Here is a 5,770-nt window from a genome sequence, read left to right as displayed (position 1 = left end):
CCCCCGGCGCTCAGACCGCGGCGCGCGGATCGTGCCGGGCGAGGCGCGCGAGCAGATAGTCGACCTCGGCACGGGCCGCGGCGGTCAGCGCCGAGCCGGGCTTGCGCTGGGCGTCGGAGGCGATGAAGCCGCGCTTCATCATCACGTACTTGCGCACGGCAAGGCCCACGCTCTGCTGCTGCTCGTAGCGCAGCAGCGGCAGATGGGCGTCGAACAGATCGTGCGCCTCGTCGCGCGCGCCGGCCTGCTGCAGGCGCACCACCTCGCCCAGCATCTCGGGGAAGGCGTAGCCGGTCATCGCCCCGTCGGCGCCGCGCTCCATCTCGAAGTCGAGGAACAGGCCGCCATTGCCGGTGAGGATGGAGATCGGCCGCATGGAGCCGTCCTTCTCAAAGGCACGCAGCGCCGAGATCTTTTCGAGGCCCGGCCAGTCCTCGTGCTTCAGCATCACGCAGGACGGGTTTTCCTGGACGATCTGGCGGATCACCCTGGGCGTCATCTGCACCGTCAGCGTGAGCGGATAGTCCTGGATCACGAACGGAATGTCGCCGCCGATGGCCTCGATGGCCTGGCGGTAGTAGCCGGTGATCTGGTCGTCGGTGCGCAGGTGCGTCGGCGGGGCGATCATCACCCCCGCCGCGCCCTTCTCCATGGCCGCGCGCGCCAGCCAGCGCATGGCCGCGAAGCCGGGCGCGGAGACGCCGACGATCACCGGCAGCGTGCCGAATCCGGCGACGAAGCGGGACGTGACGGCGAGCGATTCCTCCGGCTCCAGCTTCGGCGCCTCGCCCATGATGCCGAGCACGGTGACGCCGGTGGCGCCGGCCGCGAGATAGCGGGCGATGAGGGTGTCGAGGGAGCCTTCGTCGATCCTGCCGTCGGGCGTGAACGGGGTCGGGGCGATGGGGAACAGGCCGGAGGCGCTGGCGTCGAGGAGCATGGTGAAAACCGATCAGATGCTGGCGATGAGCCCGCCATCCACGCGGATGACGGAGCCGGTGACATAGGACGAACGGGCGCCCCCAAGGAAGGCCGCCACATTGGCATAGTCCCGCATCGGTCCGAAGCGGCCGGCGGGGATGGACGGTGCGCGGGAACCCTGGCATCTTGGCGCCCAAGCCACGCGGCATCCCGATACCAGGTCACGTTGACGCAGGGTCAATTCCCTGCGGCAGGCGCGCGCGACCTCCCCTATAAACGACGCATGAGACCGAGCGAGTCCGCATCGTGAAAGGCTTTGCACCAGCGTGGAGGAAGTCCCTCGCGCTCGCCGCAGCCTATCTGCTCGCCGTGCAGATGGTCGTGGCGGGCTTCGCGCTGGGCGTGCAGGCGGCGCCTGCCGCGGACGGTCTGCACGCCATTCTGTGCACGGCTTCCGGGGATAGCGACGAGGGCGCCCCCGCGGGCTCGCTGCCCAGCCGATTCGATTGCTGCAGCCTGGGCTGTGCGATGCTGGGCGGGCTCGGCCACCCGGCGCCGCCCGCGGTTGAGATCGCGCCGCAGGGCTTTGTCCTGGCCGGGAATGCGCCGGTGCCCTCCACCCCCTGCCCGGGCCCTGGCGCGCAATGCAGGCAGCGAACGGCCAGAGGGCCCCCGCGCGGCGCATAGCACCCGCGCTTGGATCAGGCTCGTGCCGTCGCCCCGCAGGAGGTGGGGGGCGTCGCGATGCGTGCTCCGTCGCGCGTCGATGAACCCTGCGCGCACTCATTCAGCGAAACCCCAGCCATGCTTCCTCCTTCGACGCCCCGCGGCGGGCGGGCGCTCTGCCTTGCCGTTCTGGCCGTGACCACGTCTGCCGTACCCGCCTCCGCCCAGGAGGCCCTCGTGCTGCCCGAAATCACCGTCGAGGATGGCGGCCCCGGCGCCCTTCTCGCGGCCGAGCGCCAGAAGCTCCAGACCGCCAACGAGACCGGAAGCCTGGTCGGGCTGACGCCGTTTGAAACGCCCGCATCCATCGACATCGTCACCCAGCAGGAGATGCAGGAGCGCGGGCTCAACACGCTGACCGAAGTCTACAATACCGTCCCGGGCGTGATGTCGGGCAACCTTCCGGGGGAGCCCGGCGTCACCTCGATCCGCGGATTTTCGCGCGGCGCGGTCGGCTATTCGGTGGACGGCATGCAGGTTCCGGACCCGCTGCTGGTCTCGCGAAACTATGACAGCTTCAGCTTCGACCGGGTGGAAATCCTCAAGGGCCCCGCATCGGTGATCTATGGCAACGGCGCGCTGGCGGGCACCATCAACCTGGTCACCAAGCAGCCCGTCCTCAACCAGAATTTCGGTCAGGCCATCGCCAGTTACGGCAGCTTCGACAGCTGGCGCGGCGGTGCGGACTACAACGTGGCCATCGGCCAGAACGCCGCCTTGCGCGCCAGTGCGGTCTACTCGCAATCAAGCGGATATGTGGACGATACGGGGTCGCAGACCGCCGCCGTCACCCTGGCGGCGACGGCCGCGCTCTCGGAGCGCGTGACCACCACCTTCGCCATCGACTACTTCCATGACGACTACGAGACGCCCTACCAGGGCGCGCCGCTGATTGCGCGCTCCGCCGCCCTCTTGCCGTCGAACATCGTCTCCGCCCCCGGCGGCATGGTCATCGACAGGGCGTTGCGGAACGAGAACTACAATGTCTATGACGGCGAAATGAATTCAACCGCGGTGTGGGCCCGCAACCGTACCGACTATCGCCTGAATGACCAGTGGACGCTGCGGAACGACTTCAATTATTACACCGCCAACCGCCTGTGGGCGAATTCCGAGGACTTCACCTACAACGCCCTGACTGGCCTCCTCGATCGCTCGACCACGTTCATCAGCCACGACCAGCAGGTGTGGTCCGAGCGGGCGACGGCGCTTTTCGACGGCGCGATCGGCGGCATGCGCCACCGCTTCGCCGCGGGCCTCGAATATATCGACACCACCTTCTATTCCGAACGCCGCTTCGGAACCACCACGCCGGTGAGCCCCTATTTTCCTGACCGCGGCTTCTTTCCTGCGGATACGCTGGCAATTTTCCCACCCGGCAGGATTATGACAGCCAGGTGGGCACGTTCGCCGCCTTTGCCGAGGATGCGGTGAACCTCACCGACAAATGGCTGGTGGTGGGCGGCATCCGCTACGAGAATATCCAGCTGGACCGTCAGATCGCCAACCTGAACACCGGTGAACTGTTCGACTTCAACAACACGTTCGACAGCGTCTCCTGGCGCATCGGCACGGTCTACAATATCCTGCCGGAGACGGCACTGTTTGCGCAGTATAATCAGGCCACGGTTCCGGTCTCCAGCCTGCTGCTCAGCAACCTTGCCAATTACGATTTCGAGTTGTCCTACGGCAATTCGATGGAGGTCGGCATCAAGTCCGCGTTCTGGGACAACCGGGTGGTCGCGACGGCGTCCATCTACCAGATCGACCAGTACAACATCCTGACGCGCGATCCGGCGAACCCGGCCCTCACGGTGCAGGGCGGCTCCCAGCGCTCGCGCGGCGCCGAGGCGGAACTGGCGGTGGCGCTCACCGACCAGTGGAAGGTGATGGGGAACGTCTCCTACATCAACGCGGCCTATACCAGCCTCTGGAGCACGTCGGGCAACCTCGCGGGCAACCGGCCGCCCAATGTGCCCGAGCTGACCTACATGCTGCTCACCAGCTACCGGTTCGATCGGATCCCGCTCACCGCCAGCGCTTCCGTGCAATATGTGAGCAGCTTCTACACCAACACGACCAACACCATTGAGGTCCAGGGGCGGGCCGTGCTCGATGCCTGGCTGGACTACCGGCTCGGCGAGGGCACGGTGCGCCTGCGCGGCAAGAACCTGACCAATGAGTTCTACGCCAACTGGTCGGGATACAGCCCGACCCAGGTCTATATCGCGCCGCCGCGCAGCTTCGAGCTGTCCTATGCCGTGAAGTTCTAGACCCCCATCCGATCCGGCGGCTGCCGCCGGATCGGCCATCTGTCCCCAACCTCGATGATGGAGACGCGAAGTCCGACCCTCATGCGGCGCAGGCGGTCGGACCACGCGTTCTCGGGAAGTCGGCCGCCGCGGCCTGCCGGGACGGCGCCTTCGGGAGATCCGACCGTGCAGAGCGCATCCTGGACCGCCGCCGCTGTGTATCGCGCCGTCTGGCGCTGGCATTTCTATGCAGGGCTCGTCTGCGCGCCCTTCCTGGTCATCCTGGCCGTCACCGGCGCGATCTATCTCTTCAACGACGAGATCAACGATCTCGCCTATCCTGATCTGCGACACGTGCCACCCTCCGCGAACGCCGTGCCGCTCGAACAGATGGCGGCCTCAGCGCTTGCGGGGTATCCAGGCGGGAAAGTCACGCGCATCGACACGCCGGCGGCCGCGGGGCGCAGCGTCGAGGTCTTCGTCACGCCTCAGCAGGGCGAGCCGCGCCGCGTCTTCGTCGACCCGGGGAGCGGGCGCGTGCTGGGCTCCTACGTCTATAGCCGGACCCTCGTCGGTTTCTCCGACATTGCCCATGGCTCGCTGATGCTGGGCACGTTCGGCGATGCCCTTGTGGAACTCGCCGCCTGCTGGGGCTTCATCCTCACCGTCACCGGCCTCTATCTCTGGTGGCCGCGCGGCGGCCTGCGGATCGCCGCCGCGCTCCTGCCGCGCTGGAACACCAAGGGGCGTGCGTTCTGGAAGGCGTGGCATGCGGCCGTCGGCGTGTGGACGGCGATCCTGATCATGTTCCTCATCCTGACCGGTCTGCCATGGGCCAACATCTGGGGCGATCTGCTGCGCCGCGGGATCGACGCCGCCGGGATCGGCTATCCGGCGAGCCATCGCGGCCATGGGGTCAGCCTCACCTCGGCGACGACGGTCAAGCAGGCGACGGACGGCGCCGGTCCCTGGACCACGGAGAACGCCCCCGCGCCGCAGTCCGAGGCCCATGCGCACGCGCATGGGACCGCGGTGCCCCTGCCCGGCGCCGCCTATCCCATCGACCTCGACCGGGTGGCACAGGTGGTGGCCGCGCAGGGCATGGCCGCGCCCTACCGCCTCAGCCTGCCGCGCGAGGCCGGCGGCGCCTACATCGTCTTCACCTATCCCGACCGTCCGGAAGGCCAGCGCACGCTCTATGTGGACCCGTATTCGGGACGGGTTCTCGGCGATGTGCGCTTCGCGGACTACGGGATCGCCGCGAAGGCCGTGGAGCTGGGGGTGCAGCTTCACATGGGGAATTATTTCGGCCGCCTCAATCAGATCGTCATGCTCGTGCCCTGTCTCGGCATCGTCTTCCTGGCGCTCACCGGGCCCTATCTGTGGTGGCGCCGGCGGCCGAAAGGCGGGCTTGCGGCGCCGAAGATGATCGCCGCGCCCTCGGTGCGGACCCTGGCGCTGATCGTCCTCGCCATAGGCCTGGCCTTCCCGCTGGCCGGGGCGTCGCTCGTGGCCTGCCTGCTGATCGACCGGCTTGTGGCTAGGGGCTGAGCGGTCCACGCTTGGCTGGCCTCCTCGCCCGTATGACGCTAGAGCACGCGCCGATCGGCTTGCATCGCAAGCTGATCGGAAACGCGTCCTCTCATTTAAGGTTAGAGGGCGATTCACCGATCAGATTGATTTAATCTGATCGGATCGCGCTCTGGCAATCGCCATCGTCGTTTTTTCGGGACCGGAAGCCGTCGCGTATGTGGGACCGCCATCCCGTCGACCTGTCGTTGCTGCATATGCTGCCGGATGTCGCCGGACATCAGGGCGTCGCGCTGGCGCCCTGCTCGGCCGGGCGGCATCGGGCCGCGACCTGGCGCCGG

Annotated in this window: 5 protein-coding genes; 3 read left to right on the top strand and 2 right to left on the bottom strand. The window is 67.4% G+C overall.

Annotated elements, in window-relative coordinates:
- Positions 1-10: 10 nt before the first annotated feature.
- Together AC2W7M_RS18515 and AC2W7M_RS18510 are read right to left on the bottom strand one after the other, a co-directional pair.
- Positions 11-940, bottom strand: a complete 930-nt coding sequence (locus AC2W7M_RS18515) for a dihydrodipicolinate synthase family protein (RefSeq protein WP_486133927.1) — start codon at positions 938-940, stop codon at positions 11-13.
- A gap of 12 nt (positions 941-952) precedes the next feature.
- On the bottom strand, positions 953-1,606 hold the full coding sequence (locus AC2W7M_RS18510) for an SDR family oxidoreductase (RefSeq protein WP_486133925.1): 654 nt from the start codon (positions 1,604-1,606) through the stop codon (positions 953-955).
- Positions 1,607-1,725: 119 nt separating this feature from the next.
- Here AC2W7M_RS18510 and AC2W7M_RS18505 point away from each other — a divergent pair, with 119 nt between their 5' ends.
- The 3 genes from AC2W7M_RS18505 (at position 1,726) to AC2W7M_RS18495 (ending at position 5,450) form a co-directional block, all read left to right on the top strand.
- Positions 1,726-3,081, top strand: coding sequence for a TonB-dependent receptor (locus AC2W7M_RS18505; RefSeq protein WP_486133923.1), 1,356 nt, complete (start codon positions 1,726-1,728; stop codon positions 3,079-3,081).
- Positions 3,045-3,920, top strand: a complete 876-nt coding sequence (locus AC2W7M_RS18500) for a TonB-dependent receptor (RefSeq protein WP_486133922.1) — start codon at positions 3,045-3,047, stop codon at positions 3,918-3,920. The genes AC2W7M_RS18505 and AC2W7M_RS18500 overlap by 37 nt, the downstream gene beginning before the upstream one ends.
- Before the next feature lie 165 nt (positions 3,921-4,085).
- A complete protein-coding gene (locus tag AC2W7M_RS18495; protein ID WP_486133921.1) occupies positions 4,086-5,450 on the top strand; it encodes a PepSY-associated TM helix domain-containing protein in 1,365 nt (454 codons plus the stop codon).
- Positions 5,451-5,770: the final 320 nt, after the last annotated feature.

It is taken from the genome of Xanthobacter sp. BG11Y11_SDJG (assembly GCF_057364445.1).
Note: the sequence above shows the minus strand (reverse complement) of the source record. Positions and strands in the feature narration are given on the sequence as shown.

What these genes read in the sequence shown, in the direction of transcription:
- AC2W7M_RS18515 (WP_486133927.1), bottom strand. Translation starts at nt 940, where the DNA reads ATGCTCCTCGACGCCAGCGCCTCCGGCCTGTTCCCCATCGCCCCGACC.
- AC2W7M_RS18505 (WP_486133923.1), top strand. Translation starts at nt 1,726, where the DNA reads ATGCTTCCTCCTTCGACGCCCCGCGGCGGGCGGGCGCTCTGCCTTGCC.
- AC2W7M_RS18510 (WP_486133925.1), bottom strand. Translation starts at nt 1,606, where the DNA reads ATGCGCCGCGCGGGGGCCCTCTGGCCGTTCGCTGCCTGCATTGCGCGC.